Raw genomic sequence first — 14093 nt, forward strand, 5'->3', positions numbered from 1 at the left:
AGAGGCGTTCTCAGCGGTAGCCGGCTGCCTGCAGCTCGAACAGCTCGGCATAGCGGCCGCGCTGGGCCATCAGCTGCTCGTGCGTGCCGCTGGCCTCGAGGCGGCCCTCGGCCAGCACCAGGATGCGGTCGGCCATGCGTACCGAAGAGAAACGATGGGAAATCAGCACAGCAGTGCGATTATCCGCCAGTTCCCTGAACCGCTGGAACACTTCGAACTCGCTGCGCGCATCCAGCGCCGCCGTCGGCTCGTCCAGGATCATCACCTGCGCATTGCGCATCCATGCGCGGGCGATGGCGATCTTCTGCCACTGGCCACCGGACAGGTCCACGCCCTGCTTGAAGCGGCGCCCGATCTGCTGGTCGTAGCCTCCGGGCAGGGCCTCGATCACGTCCTCGGCCATGCCTCGGCGCGCGGCGTCTGCAATGCGTGCCTGGTCGTGCATCGCCTCGACCTGGCCGACGCCAATGTTCTCGCCGGCGCTGAGGTTGTAGCGCACGAAGTCCTGGAAGATCACCCCCAGGTTGGCGCGCAGGTCGTCCAGGTCGTAGTCGCGCAGATCGCGGCCATCGAGCAGGATGCGGCCCTCATCCGGTTCGTACAGCCGTGCCAGCAGTTTGACCAGGGTGGTCTTGCCGGCGCCGTTCTCACCGACCAGGGCCAGTACTTCGCCGGCCTTCAGCTGGAAATCGAGATGGCGCACCGCCCACTGCTCGGCATCGGGGTAACGGAAGCCGACGTTCTCGAACACGAAGCCCTGCCGGATCGGCTGCGGCACGCGCACAGCGCCTTCGCGCGAATGGATTTCCGGTTGGATCTGGAAGAACGAGAACAGATCGTCCAGGTACAGCGCCTGGCTGGCCACCTGCGAGAAGCCGATCAGCAGGCCTTCCAGCAGCTGGCGCAGGCGCAGGAAGCTGCCGGCAAGGAAGGTCAGGTCGCCGATCGAGAAATCGCCGCGCACCGTGCGCCAGGCGATATAGGCATAGGCGGTGTAATAGCCCAGCGTGCCCAGCGCGGCCAGCAGCGTGCCCCAGAACGCGCGGCGCCGCGCCAGCGCACGGTTGGCCTGGAACAGCGCCACCGACAGCCGCCGGTAGCGCTCCACCAGGAAGCGGTGCAGGTTGTAGATCTTTACTTCCTTGGCCGTTTCCACGCTGGCACCGAGCTGGCGCAGGTAGTCGAGCTGGCGGCGCTCGGGCGTCCACTGGAAGTTGAGGCTGTAGCCGGCCGCGTTGAAGTGCGATTCGCCGATGAAGGCCGGCACCAGCGCCAGCGCCAGCAGCAGGATCAGCCACGGCGCGTACACCAACAGGCCAATGGCGAGGCTGGCCACGGTGATCGCATCCTGCACCTGGCCGAACAGCTGGCTCATCAGGTTCATCCGGCCCATGGTCTGGCGCCGTGCGCGGTCCAGCTTGTCCTGCAGGTCCGGGTCCTCGAAGTCCTCCAGGTCCAGCGTGGCGGCGTGTTCCATCAGCCGGATGCTGGTGACGTTGGCGAACAGTTCCGAGAGCAGCGCATCGGCATAACTGACCATGCGGCCGAGCAGATCCGAGGCGATGGCCAGGCCGAGCTCCAGTGCCAGCAGGCCCAGCAGTGGATTGAGCACGCCGCTGGACAGTGCCTCGCCCAGTGGCGGGAAGCCGGCATCGTGCTGGCTCAGGTGCAGCGCGCTGTCGATGATGAGCTTGCCGACATACAGCATCGCCACGGGCAGCAGGGCGCGGATCAGGCGCAGCCCGAGGCTGGCCAGGGTGAGCGCGGGACTGGTCTGCCAGACCATGCGCAGGAACGGCGGCAGGTTGCGCATTGCCTTGAAGCGCTGGCGCAGGCTGGGTTTCTTTTCGGAGGCAGCAGGCATCCGCGCATTGTGCGCGCCCGGGCCGTGCAGAGGGGGTCAGTGCCCAGAGTCAGAGCCCTTTGCAGCGCAAAGGGCTCTGACCCTCCTGCATCCACGCATGGCGTGGATCTACTGAGGGCAGCGGGGATCCGACCCCGCCGAAACTCAGGGCAGCGGCGGCAGCAGCCCCGCACCCAACCGGTTCCAGGCGTTGATCACCGCGATGCCCATGCTCAGGTCGCTGATGCCTTTTTCATCGAAGTGCGGGGCCAGCGCATCGAACGCCGCCTGTGACGGCGCACCCTCGGTCAACCGGGTCAGCGCCTCTGCCCAGCCCAGCGCGGCACGTTCGCGCGCATCGAAGAAACGGCTCTCATGCCAAGCCGGTAGCGTGTCCAGCTTGCGCGGCTCGATGCCACCCTTGCGGAGCGCGGTGCCGTGCATGTCCATGCAATAGCCACAGCCGTTGAGCTGCGACACGCGCAGGAACAGCAGTTCCATCAACGTCGGGTCGATCGAGCTGTCGTGCACTGCCTTGCTGGTGGCCAGCAGGCCCTTGAAGGCATCGGCGGCCAGGCGGGTGTAAGGCACGCGGGGAGAGGCATGGTCGGACATTGTCGGCTCCACGGCGGCCACCGTGGCCGCCTTTCACTACCAGGACGCCACACCGTCATCGCGCGTGACAACCGACGGCAGTTTTTCCGGATTCAGTACGCTGTACACATTGGCGATGCGGCCATCGACCACCTCGATGGTGGTGACCGAGTGCAGACGGTCGCCCTGGAAGCGCAGGATCGCCGGCTCGCCGTTGACGTAGCCCAGCCGCGCCGGATGCACCGCGCCGCGGCGGGCGATGGCCCAGAACAGGCGGCCGATGCGCTCGGCGCCCAGCAGCGGGCGAACGGCCGCAGTGACCACGCCGCCACCGTCGGAGACCAGTAGCGCGTTGGCGTGCAGCAGCGCCTGGATGGCCTCGCTGTCGCCGCGCTGGGAGGCGTCCATGAAGCGTGCCAGCAGCTGCCGGTGCTGGCTGGCGTCGGCATTGAAGCGCGGCCGCCCGGCCTGCAGACGCTGGCGCGCGCGATGCACCAGCTGCCGGCAGTTGGCCTCGCTGTGGCCGATCAGATCGGCAATCTCACGGTAATCGTGGTCGAAGGCTTCCTTCAGCAGGAAGGCGGCGCGTTCCTCGGGGCCGAGCTGCTCAAGCAGGGTCAGGAAGGCGACCGATACATCGTCGGCCAGTGCGTGCAGCTGGGCCGGGCCGGGCGCCGGATCGGGCTCCAGCGTGACCGCCAGTGGTTCAGCCAGCCATGGGCCGACGTAGTGCAGGCGCTCGCGTTTGGCTGCGCGCAAGCGGTCCAGGCCGAGACGGGTGGTGGTGGTGACCAGCCACGCCTCGGCATCGCGGACGCTGGCCGGGTCGGCGCCGGACCAGCGCAGCCAGGCGTCCTGGACCACGTCTTCGGCGTCGGCGCGGCTGCCGAGCAGGCGGTAAGCCAGCGCCATCAGACGGGGGCGGTGGGTGTGGAAGGCGGTTTCGCTGTTCATGTTGGCAAGGACGCCGCAGTGGCGCGTGGCGTGACAGAGCGATGGTGTCAGATCTTGCCGGCCAGCGGCCGGCACTACCACCCTGCGGCCGGGGGAGGGGGTAAAATGGGGGATTACCCCCGCCAGCCTTCAGCAAGCGAGCAATCCGTGACATCGATCAAGCAGGAAGACCTCATCCAGTCCGTCGCCGACGCGCTGCAGTACATCTCGTACTACCACCCGGTCGACTACATCAAGAACCTTGCCGCCGCCTACGAGCGCGAGGAGTCGCCGGCAGCGAAGGAGGCCATCGCGCAGATCCTGATCAACTCGCGGATGTGTGCCGAAGGCCACCGGCCGATCTGCCAGGACACCGGCATCGTCACCGTGTTCCTGGAGATCGGCATGGACGTGCGTTGGGATGACGCCACCATGGGCGTGGAAGACATGGCCAACGAGGGCATCCGTCGCGCCTACCTGTACCCGGACAACAAGCTGCGTGCCTCGGTGCTGGCCGATCCGGCCGGCAAGCGCATCAACACCAGGGACAACACCCCGGGCGTGGTCAACGTCAAGGTGGTGCCGGGCAGCACGGTCGATGTGATCGTCGCCGCCAAGGGCGGTGGTTCGGAAGCCAAGACCAAGTTCGCCATGCTCAACCCGTCCGATTCCATCGTCGACTGGGTGCTGAAGACCGTGCCGACCATGGGCGCCGGCTGGTGCCCGCCGGGCATGCTCGGCATCGGCATCGGTGGCACCGCAGAGAAGGCGATGCTGCTGGCCAAGGAAGCGCTGATGGAGCCGATCGACATCACCGAGCTGCAGGCCCGTGGTGCGTCCAACCGCATCGAAGAGCTGCGCCTGGAGCTGTACGAGAAGGTCAACGCGCTGGGCATCGGCGCGCAGGGCCTGGGCGGCCTGACCACCGTGCTCGACATCAAGATCAACGATTACCCAACCCACGCGGCCAACCTGCCGGTGGCGATGATCCCGAACTGCGCGGCCACCCGCCATGCGCACTTCACCCTGGATGGCAGCGGCCCGGTGATGCTGGACCCGCCGTCGCTGGAAGACTGGCCGAAGCTGACCTACGACGCGTCCAAGGGCACCCGCGTTGACCTGGACACGATCACCCCGGAGGACGTGGCCAACTGGAAGCCGGGCCAGACCCTGCTGCTCAACGGCAAGCTGCTGACTGGCCGCGACGCCGCGCACAAGCGCATGGTCGACATGCTCAACAAAGGTGAGGAACTGCCGGTCGACCTGAAGGGACGTTTCATCTACTACGTCGGCCCGGTCGATCCGGTGCGCGACGAAGTGGTGGGCCCGGCCGGTCCGACCACCGCCACCCGCATGGACAAGTTCACCGAGCAGGTGCTGGCGCAGACCGGCCTGCTGGGCATGGTCGGCAAGGCCGAGCGTGGCCCGGCCGCCATCGAGGCGATCAAGAAGCACAAGTCGGCCTACCTGATGGCCGTCGGTGGTTCGGCCTACCTGGTGTCCAAGGCGATCAAGGCGGCCAAGGTGGTCGGCTTCGCCGACCTGGGCATGGAGGCTATCTACGAGTTCACCGTGGAAGACATGCCGGTGACCGTGGCGGTTGATTCCACCGGTGAGTCGGTGCACAAGACCGGTCCGCGCGAATGGCAGGCCCGCATCGGCAAGATTCCGGTGGTGGTGGAGTAATTCCTCCGCTTCGGGTTGAGGCAACGGCGCCCCTGTGGCGCCGTTGTTGTTTCCGGGCGGGGCGTCCAACCAGTGCCTGCAAGCAGCGTAGATCTGGGCAGGGCGCATAATCGCCATCCACCCGCACAGGATCCGCCACATGGGCACCACGTTGTATGGTTCGACCAGTACCGCCGCTCTGGTGGTGCATTGGCTGCTGATCGAGCTGGGCATCGAGCACGAGCTGGTGCTGCTGGATTTCGATACGCGCGAGCACAAGGCCGCCCGATACCTGGCGCTGAATCCGGCAGGTGTGGTGCCAACGCTGCTGATCGATGGCCAGGTGCTGACTGAGGCCGCCGCCATCGCGTTGTACCTGGCCGATCGCCATCCGGAAGCCGGTCTGCTGCCGGCGTTGGGTACGCCGCAGCGCGGTGATGCCTACCGCTGGATGTTCTGGTGTGCCAACACGATGCAGCCGGCCTATCGGGCCTGGTTCTATCCGCACGAGGCCGCAGGCGAGGCGAACGTTGACGCCAGCCGCGAGATGGCACGCCAGCGCCTGGAAGCGGCGTGGCAGCATGTGGCCACCCACCTGCAGGCGCACGGGCCGTACCTGCTGGGCGCAACGCCCTGTGTCGTCGATTTCATGCTGGTGATGCTGATGCGCTGGTCGCGCAACATGCCGCGCCCCAGCGACACCTGGCCGTCCCTCAAGGTCCATGCCACGACGATGAAGGCACGCCCGGCCTTCGCCGAGGTGTACCGCCGCGAAGGCATCACCGACTGGCGGTAACCAAAAAAGGGGACGGAGGGAATTAAGTCGTTTGTGCACAAACGACTTAATTCCCTCCGTCCCCTTTTTTGGGTTACAGGATCTCCAGCACCGTTTCCGGCGGGCGGCACAGGCGCGCGCCCTTGGCGGTGCGCACCACCGGGCGATTGATCAGGCGCGGGTGTGCGGCCATCGCGGCCAGCAGCGCGGCCTCGTCGGCGCCGTCCAGGCCCAGCTCGGCGAACCCGGCTTCCTTGTTGCGGACCAGTGCCAGCGCCGACAGCCCCGACTCGGCCAGCACCTGGCGCAGCGTGGCGACGTCGGGCGGGTTGCCCAGGTACTCGATCACCACCGGCTCAATGCCTGCATCGCGGATCAGCTTGAGCGCGCCGCGCGGGTTGCTGCAGGCCGGGTTATGCCAGATCGTCACGTCCATCAGAACCACTCCAGCAGGGACACGCCTACGCCCACGTAGGTGGCCTTGTGGTTGTAGTCGATCATGCTTTCGCCATAACCATCGAAGACCTGCACGTGGCCGCGCAGCAGGTTGCTGATCGGGAAGCCGTAATCCAGCTGCAGCGCGCCGTGCGAGCGGCTGCCCGTGCGCAGTGAATGACGCGCCATCAGCGAGACCTCATGGCCGTTGCGGTTCCAGGTCAGGGTCGCGTCGCCACGGCCCATGTAATCCTCGATGTCGGGGTTGTTGTCTTCGCTGCGGCTTTCGGGGATGCGGTACCACGGGCGCAGGACCAGCGCCCAGTTCTCGCGGTCCAGACCGATGTTGAGCATCACCCGGTTCCAGCTGCGCGAGAGCGGGTCGGCACGGCCGTTGGACTGGTGGTTGAGGCTGATGCCGGTCATGCGCCCACGCCAGCCACCGATCGAGTAGCCGTTGCGGAACACCATCATTACTTCCGGCTCGTAGTTGGTTTCGCGGAAGGGTCGCGAATCCTCGCTGTTGTAGGCCTGCCAGCGCGAGCTCTGGGTGTAGCCGGCCCAGATGTCACCGTTGTCGCCGAACAGGTTCTCGGCAACCTTGGTCTTGAAGCTGATCTGGAACTTCAGCTCGGCACTGTCCAGCACCTGCGGCGTGGTCACGGTATTGGCCGGATTCGGCGAGTGCGGGGTGGTGTTGCGGTCGCTGGTCCAGAACGCCGGCAGCAGGTAGACCGGTTTGTAGGCGCGCAGCTGGAACGGGCCCAGCTTGGAGTCTTCGGCCAGTTCCCAGCGGCTGTCCAGCAGCGAACCACGGCCGGCGTTGGCCAGCGCGCTATCCGGCGCGGTGGGGCGGAACAGGTCGCCGACCCGTTCGCGCAGCTTCTCCTCGCCCTGGCTCAGGCGCGTGGTCTGGCGTTCTTCGCGGCGTGCCTGGGCCGCAGCTTCGGCGGCCGCATCGGCAGCGGCGGTTGCCTGCGGGGTATGCCCGAACTGGCGGTCATAGCAGGCCAGGCGTGCCGCGTCGGTGGTGATCGCCGCGCAGGCGGCCGGCGAGGCTTCGGCAGTGGGTGCGAATTCCTGCGCGGCCACGGGGGCACTGGCCAGGGCAAGTGCCAACGGCGCCAAGCGGGGGAACAGCGAGGGGAGGGTCATTGCAGCAGGCCCTTCAGTGAATGCGGGAATCAGACAGTGTGGCGGCTGTACCTGTTGCCGGCCAGCCCCACGGGTTTATGCACGGGCACGGCGTGCGCGTGGCGTGAAGGCCGGGGGGCCTCACAGGAACCAGGCGAACGCGAACAGGCCCAGCATCGCGATCACCACGGCCAGCTTCAGCGCCAGGCCCAGCAGGATGCCGAGCCAGGTGGCCAGGCCCACCTTGGTCGAGCGCCCCAGTTCGCGGGTGTGCCAGTACTCGCCCAGCAGCGCGCCGATCAGAGGACCGGCGAACAGGCCGATGGGCATGAAGAACAGACCGGCAATGCTGCCGATGAACGTGCCCCACAGTGCCTTGCGGCTGGCGCCGACGCGCTTTGCGCCGACCACGGTGGCCAGCACGTCGACCAGCAGCGAGAGCAGGGTCAGCACGCCCAGCGCGACCAGGGTGGGCCAGCCGACATGGGCGAAACCGTCGGCCCACGCCGCCAGCAGCAGCCCGATGAATACCAGCGGGATGCCCGGAAGGGCCGGCAGGATGATGCCGGCGATGCCCACCAGGACAAAAATGACCGCTAGCAGATATAAGATGAATGAGAGGCCCATGCCATTCCGTATGGTTGTTGATTTGGGGTTGACAGTGAAAGATTTTGCCAGTTGATTTTTCGTTTGGGGCGGGTTAAGTTGCAGTCGCTGAGCTTGGCAAGGTCACCGTGAATCGTGGCCTGATGAAGCAAGATCTTCCCGATCCGCTGCATCGATGCACCTCGCTTCCCCCTTGCTTGTCAGCCGCCCAACAGGCGTTTCCAACAACAAGAGAGAGTCAAAGGGAGTTAGTGAGATGGCTGAGCGCGAGACCGGTACCGTAAAGTGGTTCAATGATGCAAAGGGCTTCGGCTTCATCAGCCGGCAGAATGGCGAGGACGTGTTCGTGCACTTCCGTGCCATCGAGACCCAGGGCTTCAAGAGCCTCAAGGAAGGCCAGGCCGTTACCTTCGAAGTCGTGCAGGGCCAGAAGGGCCTGCAGGCTGACAAGGTGCAGCCGGCGTAATACCTGCCGCTTGCCGGCATGAAAAAGGCCCGCGAAAGCGGGCCTTTTTCGTTGCGGTTGGCCCGCTGCAGGTCAGCGCAGGATGACCTTGCCGTTGACCACGCGCACATAGGTGTTCTCGCGGATACCGCCGAGGTCACGCTGGTTGACCACGATGGTGCGGCCATCGTCCATGCGCACGCTGATGTCGTAGGTATCGCTGGTCACGTTCTTCTGGATCTGGTTGCCGGCCAGGGCGCCACCGACCGCGCCTGCGGCGGCGGCGATGTTCTTGTTGCCACGACTGCCACCGGTGTGGTCGGAAATTTCATGGCCGGCCACGGCGCCGACGATGCCGCCGAGGATGGCGCCGGTCGCGCTGGGCGCGGTGCGGCCGGAGGGCACGGTGTTGATACGGGTGACAATGCCACAGTCGGCACAGCGACCCTGGTTGTAACCGCCATTGTTGCCGTAACCGCCATTGTTGTAGCCGTTGTTGTAACCACCACCGCCGTAACCGGGCGAGGTGGCACAGCCAGCCAGGGCCAGGGTGGCGATGGCGCTGGCGGCGATGAGCTGGATCTTCATGAGGCGTCTCCTGGCCGTGAAGGCGGGTGTGTTGGGTGGTACTGCGTCAAGCAGCAGGGTGCACGAATCCTCTCCTTTTGAACGTGAACGAGACGCCAACCATGAACGGGTGGCCCGGCTGCAGGATGAATGCGCCTTAGCGGAAGTCCTGGTGGCAGGCACGGCAGTCGGCCTGCACGGTTTCCACCACCTTGGCCAGGGCCGCGCAGTCGCGGGGCGGTGCAGCCAGCGCGGTATTGAGAGTGCCGCGCAGCTGGCTGGCGTGCTGCTGGAACTGCGCGCTGTCCTTCAGCCCGGGAAATGCCAGGTCCAGATCGTTGGACAGCAGACGCAGCGCCTGCAGCCGCGGCACGCTGTCGGCCAGGCTGCAGCGGTTCTGCTGCTGGGCCTGCTGCAGCAGCTGCGATTGACGCTGCATCACCTGCATCAGGCTGTCCGGGAACGGATCACGGCGGGCCTGCAGGGCGCGGCCGACCATCACCGTGGCGACCAGGCCGATCAGCAGGCCCAGGCACAGAACGAACAGGTAACGATGGGCGGTGGACAGGCGGCGGGGCGGGCTGGCGTTCATGCGGGCTCTCCGGGCGTGCAACGGTGGGTTCGATGCCGGCGCGCTGTAGACGCTGGCGCCTGCACGTTAAAATAGCCCGATGAACGAACAGGTCAAACAACGCTTTGCCGGCATCGAACGGCTGTATGGCGTGGGCGCGCTCGAGCGCCTGCAGGGCCGCCGCGTGGCGGTGGTGGGCATGGGCGGTGTCGGCTCGTGGGTAGTGGAGGCGCTGGCCCGTTCGGCGGTCGGCCACCTGACCCTGATCGATGCCGATGACATCTGCGTGTCCAACACCAACCGGCAGCTGCCGGCGATGGAAGGCAATTACGGGCGCAACAAGGCCGAGGCGATGGCCGAGCGTTGCCGTGCGATCAATCCGGACATCGAGGTCGATGCGGTGCAGGCGTTCCTGACCGTATCCAACATGGCCGAACTGCTCGACCGGGACTTCGACCTGGTGATCGATGCCTGCGACAGCTTCCGGGTCAAGGTCGAGACGATCGCCTGGTGTCGCCGCCGCAAACTGCCGCTGCTGACCGTGGGCGCTGCCGGTGGCCGAACCGATCCGACCCTGGTACGCATCCGCGATGTCTCGCGCACCGAGCACGACGCGATGCTGGCACTGATCCGCAAGAAGCTGCGCAGCGAGTTCAATTTCCCGAAGAACGCCAAGCGCTACTTCGGTGTTCCGGCGGTGTATTCGCTGGAGAATGTGAAGTACCCGCAGGCTGATGGCAGTGTCTGCGGCATCCGCCCGAACCTGGGCGCCGATGCGGCACTGAAGCTGGATTGCGGTGCTGGCCTGGGCGCGGCCACCCACATCACCGGTGCATTTGCATTCGCGGCGGTGGGCAAGGCGCTGGAGATGCTGCTGGAGCCGAAGAAGGCGAAGGCCGAGGCGCTCGAGGCAAAGGCAGACGCATGACGGTAGCGCCGGGCCATGCCCGGCGTAGGCTCCGCAGCGGTGGTTACAGCGTGCCGACCAAGGTCGGCAGCTACCATCACATCGCCGGCAGTGCGAACAGCCGGCGCGCATTCTCCGTGGTGGCGTGTGCCAGCGCATCCAGCTCCATTCCGCGCAGCGCGGCCACGTGACGGGCGATGGTCGCCAGCCGCGCCGGCTCGTTGCGCTGGCCGCGGATGCCTGCATCGGGCTGGTCCGGCGCGTCGGTCTCCAGCAGCAGCTGCTCCAGTGGCATGTCGCGCACCAGCCGTTGCAGGCGCTGCGCCCGCTCGTAGGTCAGCGGGCCACCGAGGCCGAGCAGGAAGCCCTGCCTGTGCAGCTGTGCCGCCTGTTCGGGGCTGCCGGAAAAGCTGTGCACCACCCCGCGTAGACCACCGATGCGGCGAATCGCGGCGATCACCGCATCCACCGCGCGTCGTGCATGCACGATCACTGGCAGCTCGAACTCGCGGGCCAGTTCCAGTTGTCCGATGAAATAGGCCTGCTGCGTGTCGGCATCCAGCCCTTCGATGAAGAAGTCCAGGCCGCATTCGCCGATCGCACAGGGGCGCTCGCGCTCGAGCCAGTCGCGCAGCAGTGGCAGGTGCCCGGGCTGGTGCTCTTCCAGAAACATCGGATGCAGGCCATAGGCCGGGTACAGCCCCGGCGCCTGCCGGCAGACGTCGCGCAGCTTCGGCCAGCTGGCAGCGGTCACCGCTGGCACCACCTGCAGGTGCACGCCAGCGGCCTGCGCGCGTGCGATCACGGCGGCGCGGTCGTTGTCGAACTCGCTCGCATCAAGATGGCAGTGGCTGTCGACCAGCAGGTTCAACGCTGTTCCAGTGGCGGGGGCGTGGCCGCATTGCGGCTCTTCCAGTTGGCCAGCAGCAGAGTACCGAACCCCAGTACCAGCTCGTCGACGAACGGAATCGGGTCGGGAATGAACAAGGTCAGCACGAACAGACCGGCGGTGAGCTTGAACAGCGTGGGGTAGCGCAGCCGGCGTGCCCATTGCAGAACCGGCAGCAGCATCGGGTTGGCCATGGCGGCAATCCTCCTGGGGAAGATGCAAACGCTACCATGGGTCCAGCATTTCCCGATGCTGAATGGGTAGCAGGAATGAGCAGGAAATGTGGAGATTCCGTTCAGGCACCACGTGCTGCAATCTGGCCCGAGAACGTTGCGGATGGTCCGCAAGGAGCAGGTCATGAAAAGCACAACTACAACTGTCCTGGTCGCAGCGGGCGCGCTGCTGGTCGGTGGTATCGCCACCGCCGCCTTCATGAAGAGTGGCGACAAGTCGCCGGATTCGATCAGCGCCGTAACCCCCAATGGTGAGTCGCGCCTGGTCGATGGCAGCGCCACGGATGATGGCGCGCAGGCTGGCAAGCTCGACCCGTCCGCGCCGCGCGGGCTGGAATATGCCGATGTGCTGAAGGTCGACCCGATCACCGAGAAGCAGAAGGCCTACGCCACTGTGATCGGTACCGACCCGGTGCGCGAAACCTCCACCACCCAGACGCCACATGAAGTCTGCGAGGACGTGACGGTGCAGGAGCGCCTGCCTGAGCGTGACGGCAATGTCGGCGGTACTGTGGTCGGCGCCGTGGTCGGCGGCCTGCTCGGCAACCAGGTCGGTGGTGGCAACGGCAAGAAGGCCGCCACCGCCGCCGGTGCCGTGGCCGGTGGCTTCATCGGCAATCAGATCGACAAGCGCCACGTCGGTGGCCGTGTGGTCAACCGTACCGAGCGCCAGTGCCACACCGAGACGGCCACTTCCGAGTCGAGCCGTGTCACCGGTTACAACGTGACCTATCGCAATGAGGATGGCACCACCGGCACCATGCGCATGGCCAGCAAGCCGGGCACCCGCATCGCCATGGGCAACACCGATGTGGTCAAGGGCTACAACGTGACCTATCGCTATGACGGCGCCGAGAAGACCGTGCGCCTGGACAACAAGCCGGCCAGCGATCGCCTGCCGGTGGTCGATGGTCAGCTGGTCACGCAGACCGCTGCCGCTGGCGCCACGGCTGCAGCCACGCGTCAGTAAGCCCGACCGGACAGGCAATACCCGACGGGCCGGCCATATGCCGGCCCGTTTCGTTGCCGCCGGCGATGTTCATCCGCGCAGGGATGGAATCCACGATGATGGACACCCCCCTTCGACATGGAGTCGGCATGAGCATCTTCGATCTGCGTCTGGAAACCGAGCGCCTGATCCTGCGCCCACCGCAGCGGGTTGACTATGAGCCGTACCAGGCGTTCTGTGCCGATGAAGAGGTCATGCGCACGCTCGGCGGAGTGCAGGCGCCGTCGGTGGCCTGGCGCGGCTTCTGCAGCCTGGCCGGTGCCTGGCACCTGTTCGGCTTCTCGATGTTCAGTGTGATCGAGAAGTCCAGCGGCGAGTGGGTTGGGCGGATGGGGCCCTGGCAGCCACAGGACTGGCCCGGCACCGAGGTCGGTTGGAGCATCCGGCGCGCCAGCTGGGGCCTGGGCTACGCGCCGGAAGCGGCCATCGCTGCGATCGACTGGGCGTTTGACACCCTGGGCTGGGATGAAGTGATCCACACCATCGCCGAGGACAACGAGAACTCCCGGGTGGTCGCGCGCAAGCTCGGCAGCACGTTGCTGCGCATGGGAGAGCTGCCGCCGCCGCACGATGGCAAGCCGATGCAGATCTGGGGCCAGTCGCGCGCACAGTGGCGGCAGCGCGCACGTTGAGCGTTGCCTGGTAGCGCCGGCCGCTGGCCGGCAATCGCGCGAATATCTGCTGCAACGAGGTTGCCGCCCAGCGGCCGGCACTACCGTGTCGTCATGCTGCACCCGCGCTTGGCATTCACCGATGTGCTTGCCAGACTGCATGCAGCCGGCCGCCGGCCGGATCCGATGGAGCAGGCAATGGTGGAAGAGCGCGTCCCGTTGACGGTGCATGGCATGTCGGTGTCCGGCAATTGCCACAAGGTCCGCCTGCTGCTGGAGCAGCTCGGCAGCCGTTACCGCTGGGTGGAGGTGGACAGTGCCCATGGTCAGACCCACACCCCTGAGTTCCTCGCGCTGAACCCCAACGCCAAGGTGCCGCTGATCGTCCGCGACGACGGCCGCGTGCTGACCGAATCCAACGCGATCCTGTTCTGGCTGGCCGAAGGCACGCCGTACCTGCCCAGCGATGGCTGGGAGCGCGCGCAGACGCTGAGCTGGATGTTCTTCGAGCAGTACACGCACGAGCCCTGCGTTGCGGTGGCGCGCTTCATCCGTGGCTGGACCGCGCTGGACTCGCCACGTCGCGCCGAACTGCCGCGACTGCAGGAGCGTGCCGCCGGCGCACTGGCGGTAATGGAGCAGCAGCTGCGCCAGGCGCAATGGTTCACTGGCAGCGAGTACGGCATCGCCGATATCGCGCTGTTCGCCTACACCGATGTGGCAGGCGAGGGCGGCATCAGCCTGGAACGGTTCCCGGAAGTGCGCGCGTGGCTGCGGCGGGTACGTGAGCAACCGCGCTTCATGCCGATGCCGGCGGTGACCGCCGAGGTGCGCGCGCGCTTCGAGGCCGCCTAAGTTCAACACGGTAGCGCCGGG

General features: G+C 66.4%; 17 protein-coding genes. 7 read left to right on the plus strand and 10 right to left on the minus strand.

What is annotated here, in order from left to right; genetic code table 11:
• Positions 1-10: 10 nt before the first annotated feature.
• The 3 genes from ABH900_RS17230 to ABH900_RS17240 form a co-directional block, all read right to left on the minus strand.
• The gene (locus tag ABH900_RS17230; protein ID WP_429624349.1) at positions 11-1864 is read right to left on the minus strand and encodes an ABC transporter ATP-binding protein; all 1854 of its coding nucleotides are present in this window, start codon (positions 1862-1864) and stop codon (positions 11-13) included.
• A 144-nt stretch (positions 1865-2008) separates the two neighbouring features.
• The gene (locus ABH900_RS17235) at positions 2009-2458 is read right to left on the minus strand and encodes a carboxymuconolactone decarboxylase family protein (RefSeq protein WP_150456100.1); all 450 of its coding nucleotides are present in this window, start codon (positions 2456-2458) and stop codon (positions 2009-2011) included.
• A gap of 36 nt (positions 2459-2494) precedes the next feature.
• Positions 2495-3391: an RNA polymerase sigma-70 factor gene (locus tag ABH900_RS17240; protein ID WP_429624350.1), complete on the minus strand. Its 897-nt coding sequence runs from the start codon at positions 3389-3391 to the stop codon at positions 2495-2497.
• Between the two features lie 147 nt (positions 3392-3538).
• On the opposite strand from ABH900_RS17240, the gene ABH900_RS17245 reads away from it, so the two are divergent.
• Both ABH900_RS17245 and ABH900_RS17250 read left to right on the plus strand, forming a co-directional pair.
• Complete coding sequence (locus ABH900_RS17245) at positions 3539-5056, plus strand: fumarate hydratase (RefSeq protein ID WP_429624351.1); 1518 nt, start codon at positions 3539-3541, stop codon at positions 5054-5056.
• Between the two features lie 139 nt (positions 5057-5195).
• Positions 5196-5831: a glutathione S-transferase family protein gene (locus ABH900_RS17250; RefSeq protein ID WP_429624352.1), complete on the plus strand. Its 636-nt coding sequence runs from the start codon at positions 5196-5198 to the stop codon at positions 5829-5831.
• A gap of 73 nt (positions 5832-5904) precedes the next feature.
• Here ABH900_RS17250 and arsC read toward each other — a convergent pair whose 3' ends face one another.
• From arsC to ABH900_RS17265, 3 genes are all read right to left on the minus strand, one after another.
• Positions 5905-6246: an arsenate reductase (glutaredoxin) gene (gene arsC / locus ABH900_RS17255; protein ID WP_429624353.1), complete on the minus strand. Its 342-nt coding sequence runs from the start codon at positions 6244-6246 to the stop codon at positions 5905-5907.
• Entirely contained in the window at positions 6246-7400 is a 1155-nt protein-coding gene (locus ABH900_RS17260) for a phospholipase A (RefSeq protein WP_429624354.1), read from the minus strand. The genes arsC and ABH900_RS17260 overlap by 1 nt, the downstream gene beginning before the upstream one ends.
• A gap of 120 nt (positions 7401-7520) precedes the next feature.
• Positions 7521-8006, minus strand: coding sequence for a DUF456 domain-containing protein (locus tag ABH900_RS17265; protein ID WP_429624355.1), 486 nt, complete (start codon positions 8004-8006; stop codon positions 7521-7523).
• A 235-nt stretch (positions 8007-8241) separates the two neighbouring features.
• Between ABH900_RS17265 and ABH900_RS17270 the strand changes: the two genes are divergently transcribed.
• Entirely contained in the window at positions 8242-8451 is a 210-nt protein-coding gene (locus ABH900_RS17270; RefSeq protein ID WP_429624356.1) for a cold-shock protein, read from the plus strand.
• A 72-nt stretch (positions 8452-8523) separates the two neighbouring features.
• On the opposite strand, the gene ABH900_RS17275 is transcribed toward ABH900_RS17270, so the two are convergent.
• Entirely contained in the window at positions 8524-9018 is a 495-nt protein-coding gene (locus ABH900_RS17275; protein ID WP_005410289.1) for a glycine zipper 2TM domain-containing protein, read from the minus strand.
• Between the two features lie 136 nt (positions 9019-9154).
• A complete protein-coding gene (locus ABH900_RS17280) occupies positions 9155-9589 on the minus strand; it encodes a hypothetical protein (RefSeq protein WP_429624357.1) in 435 nt (144 codons plus the stop codon).
• 79 nt (positions 9590-9668) lie between these two features.
• On the opposite strand from ABH900_RS17280, the gene ABH900_RS17285 reads away from it, so the two are divergent.
• Positions 9669-10496 carry a tRNA threonylcarbamoyladenosine dehydratase gene (locus ABH900_RS17285; RefSeq protein WP_429624358.1) on the plus strand — a complete coding sequence of 276 codons (828 nt, stop codon included), beginning with the start codon at positions 9669-9671 and terminating at the stop codon, positions 10494-10496.
• A gap of 76 nt (positions 10497-10572) precedes the next feature.
• Here ABH900_RS17285 and ABH900_RS17290 read toward each other — a convergent pair whose 3' ends face one another.
• Positions 10573-11346, minus strand: coding sequence for a TatD family hydrolase (locus tag ABH900_RS17290; RefSeq protein ID WP_429624359.1), 774 nt, complete (start codon positions 11344-11346; stop codon positions 10573-10575).
• Positions 11343-11558 (minus strand): DUF6116 family protein, encoded by a 216-nt coding sequence (locus ABH900_RS17295; RefSeq protein ID WP_014647716.1) that lies wholly within the window; start codon positions 11556-11558, stop codon positions 11343-11345. The genes ABH900_RS17290 and ABH900_RS17295 overlap by 4 nt, the downstream gene beginning before the upstream one ends.
• A 163-nt stretch (positions 11559-11721) precedes the next feature.
• Between ABH900_RS17295 and ABH900_RS17300 the strand changes: the two genes are divergently transcribed.
• The 3 genes from ABH900_RS17300 (at position 11722) to ABH900_RS17310 (ending at position 14072) form a co-directional block, all read left to right on the plus strand.
• The gene (locus tag ABH900_RS17300) at positions 11722-12567 is read left to right on the plus strand and encodes a glycine zipper 2TM domain-containing protein (protein WP_429624360.1); all 846 of its coding nucleotides are present in this window, start codon (positions 11722-11724) and stop codon (positions 12565-12567) included.
• Positions 12568-12695: 128 nt separating this feature from the next.
• The gene (locus ABH900_RS17305; RefSeq protein ID WP_429624361.1) at positions 12696-13238 is read left to right on the plus strand and encodes a GNAT family N-acetyltransferase; all 543 of its coding nucleotides are present in this window, start codon (positions 12696-12698) and stop codon (positions 13236-13238) included.
• Positions 13239-13415: 177 nt separating this feature from the next.
• A complete protein-coding gene (locus ABH900_RS17310; protein WP_429624363.1) occupies positions 13416-14072 on the plus strand; it encodes a glutathione S-transferase family protein in 657 nt (218 codons plus the stop codon).
• Positions 14073-14093: the final 21 nt, after the last annotated feature.

It is taken from the genome of Stenotrophomonas sp. AN71 (assembly GCF_050435725.1).
Taxonomy (GTDB): domain Bacteria; phylum Pseudomonadota; class Gammaproteobacteria; order Xanthomonadales; family Xanthomonadaceae; genus Stenotrophomonas.

What these genes read in the sequence shown, in the direction of transcription:
- ABH900_RS17230 (WP_429624349.1), bottom strand. Translation starts at nt 1,864, where the DNA reads ATGCCTGCTGCCTCCGAAAAGAAACCCAGCCTGCGCCAGCGCTTCAAG.
- ABH900_RS17235 (WP_150456100.1), bottom strand. Translation starts at nt 2,458, where the DNA reads ATGTCCGACCATGCCTCTCCCCGCGTGCCTTACACCCGCCTGGCCGCC.
- ABH900_RS17240 (WP_429624350.1), bottom strand. Translation starts at nt 3,391, where the DNA reads ATGAACAGCGAAACCGCCTTCCACACCCACCGCCCCCGTCTGATGGCG.
- ABH900_RS17250 (WP_429624352.1), top strand. Translation starts at nt 5,196, where the DNA reads ATGGGCACCACGTTGTATGGTTCGACCAGTACCGCCGCTCTGGTGGTG.
- arsC (WP_429624353.1), bottom strand. Translation starts at nt 6,246, where the DNA reads ATGGACGTGACGATCTGGCATAACCCGGCCTGCAGCAACCCGCGCGGC.
- ABH900_RS17260 (WP_429624354.1), bottom strand. Translation starts at nt 7,400, where the DNA reads ATGACCCTCCCCTCGCTGTTCCCCCGCTTGGCGCCGTTGGCACTTGCC.
- ABH900_RS17265 (WP_429624355.1), bottom strand. Translation starts at nt 8,006, where the DNA reads ATGGGCCTCTCATTCATCTTATATCTGCTAGCGGTCATTTTTGTCCTG.
- ABH900_RS17270 (WP_429624356.1), top strand. Translation starts at nt 8,242, where the DNA reads ATGGCTGAGCGCGAGACCGGTACCGTAAAGTGGTTCAATGATGCAAAG.
- ABH900_RS17275 (WP_005410289.1), bottom strand. Translation starts at nt 9,018, where the DNA reads ATGAAGATCCAGCTCATCGCCGCCAGCGCCATCGCCACCCTGGCCCTG.
- ABH900_RS17280 (WP_429624357.1), bottom strand. Translation starts at nt 9,589, where the DNA reads ATGAACGCCAGCCCGCCCCGCCGCCTGTCCACCGCCCATCGTTACCTG.
- ABH900_RS17285 (WP_429624358.1), top strand. Translation starts at nt 9,669, where the DNA reads ATGAACGAACAGGTCAAACAACGCTTTGCCGGCATCGAACGGCTGTAT.
- ABH900_RS17295 (WP_014647716.1), bottom strand. Translation starts at nt 11,558, where the DNA reads ATGGCCAACCCGATGCTGCTGCCGGTTCTGCAATGGGCACGCCGGCTG.
- ABH900_RS17300 (WP_429624360.1), top strand. Translation starts at nt 11,722, where the DNA reads ATGAAAAGCACAACTACAACTGTCCTGGTCGCAGCGGGCGCGCTGCTG.
- ABH900_RS17305 (WP_429624361.1), top strand. Translation starts at nt 12,696, where the DNA reads ATGAGCATCTTCGATCTGCGTCTGGAAACCGAGCGCCTGATCCTGCGC.
- ABH900_RS17310 (WP_429624363.1), top strand. Translation starts at nt 13,416, where the DNA reads ATGGTGGAAGAGCGCGTCCCGTTGACGGTGCATGGCATGTCGGTGTCC.